This window comes from Dietzia sp. SLG310A2-38A2, assembly GCF_014145095.1.
GTDB lineage: Bacteria > Actinomycetota > Actinomycetes > Mycobacteriales > Mycobacteriaceae > Dietzia.
This window is the reverse complement of the sequence record NZ_JAALDX010000428.1, coordinates 1-1,494: the sequence shown is the minus strand read 5'-3', so window position 1 is coordinate 1,494 and position 1,494 is coordinate 1. Positions and strand designations below refer to the sequence as shown.

Here is a 1,494-nt window from a genome sequence, read left to right as displayed (position 1 = left end):
TGCCGCGGAGCGCGGTGGCCGCATCGGCCAGGAGCGCGGCACGGTCGGTGTCACCCGACGCGGTCGCCTGCGCGGCACCGGCGTCCAGGACCCGGGCGCCCCCCTCGAACTCGTTGCCCAGGACGTCGGCCTCCTGGCCGACGTCCATCTTCTTGACGATCCCGCTGTTCCACGTCGCGAACGGGTCCGACCACGCCTCGACGCGGAACGACCACATCCCGGGGGCGTCGGTGGTGAGGAGCGCGTGGACGGTGTCCGCCTCCGACCCGGGGGACATCGTCGTCCGCGAGGAGGCCCCACCGGGACGGCGGACCACCAGGCTCGCCGACAGCGCGTCGTGGCCCTCCCGCCACACGGTCGCCGAGATCGGTACCACCTCACCCACGACCGACTTGGCGGGGAACCTCCCGCAGGAGACCAGGGGGCGGACCTCGTCGATGGCCAGACGGTCGTTCACGTCGGTGCTCCTCTCGGCTGCGGGCTCCGGGGTGCGGACGCCTCTACGCACACGACGCTATCGAAGCGGGCGTCGATCGGGGAGGGGCGTCGCGCCGGTGTTCACGTCCACGTGCCGTGTTCCTCGCCACCCGGCCACCGGATAGGGGGTTAGATGGGGGCCGTGAGAACGCCTATCGAGACCGACCCCGACCTCGTCCTGGACCTGACCGACGTCTCGCTCCGGCGGGACGGGCGGACGCTGGTGGGTCCCGTCACCTGGCAGGTCGAGCTGGACGAGCGATGGGTCGTCCTGGGACCCAACGGTGCGGGCAAGACCTCGTTGCTCCGCATCGCCTCGGCGCTCGAGTACCCGAGCACGGGCTCGGCGGTGATCCTCGGCGAGGAACTGGGTCGCACCGAGGTCACCGAGCTCCGCAGCCGGGTGGGTCTGTCGTCCGCCGCGGTGGCCGGCCGGATTCCCGGCGACGAGGTGGTCAAGGACCTGGTGGTCTCCGCCGGGTACGCCGTGTTGGGTCGGTGGCGGGAGGCCTACGACCAGGCCGACTTCGACCGCGCGGCGGACACGCTGGAGATGATCGGCGGCGAGCACCTGGCCGACCGCACCTGGGGGACCCTGTCGGAGGGTGAGCGCAAGCGGGTGCTGATCGCCCGAGCGATGATGACCGACCCGGAGCTGCTCCTGCTGGACGAGCCCGGAGCGGGCCTGGACCTGGGAGGCCGGGAGGATCTGGTCGCCCGTCTGGCGGACATGGCTCTGGACCCCGACGCGCCCGCCACCGTCCTGGTCACCCACCACGTGGAGGAGATACCCCCGGGTTTCACCCACGCGATGCTGCTCGCGGAGGGAGGGGTGACGGCCACCGGTCTCATCGACGACGTGATCACCTCGGAGAACCTCAGCCTCGCGTTCGCGCAGTCGATCGTCGTCGACGCGATCGACGGGCGCTTCTTCGCGCGGCGGGCGCGTCGGTCCGGCCGACATCGGCGACCGTGAACCGCACCGTCGACCCCGTGGCGACCCCGCCCGGCGCCGTC

At 72.2% G+C, this 1,494-nt stretch carries 2 protein-coding genes; one reads left to right on the top strand and one right to left on the bottom strand.

Features of this window, described 5'->3' with window-relative positions:
* Window positions 1-457, bottom strand: a 457-nt coding sequence (locus G6027_RS14425; protein ID WP_182637775.1) for a maltotransferase domain-containing protein, incomplete at its 3' end; no start/stop codon positions are given.
* Between the two features lie 153 nt (window positions 458-610).
* On the opposite strand from G6027_RS14425, the gene G6027_RS14420 reads away from it, so the two are divergent.
* Window positions 611-1,453, top strand: coding sequence for an ABC transporter ATP-binding protein (locus G6027_RS14420; protein WP_182637774.1), 843 nt, complete (start codon window positions 611-613; stop codon window positions 1,451-1,453).
* Window positions 1,454-1,494: the final 41 nt, after the last annotated feature.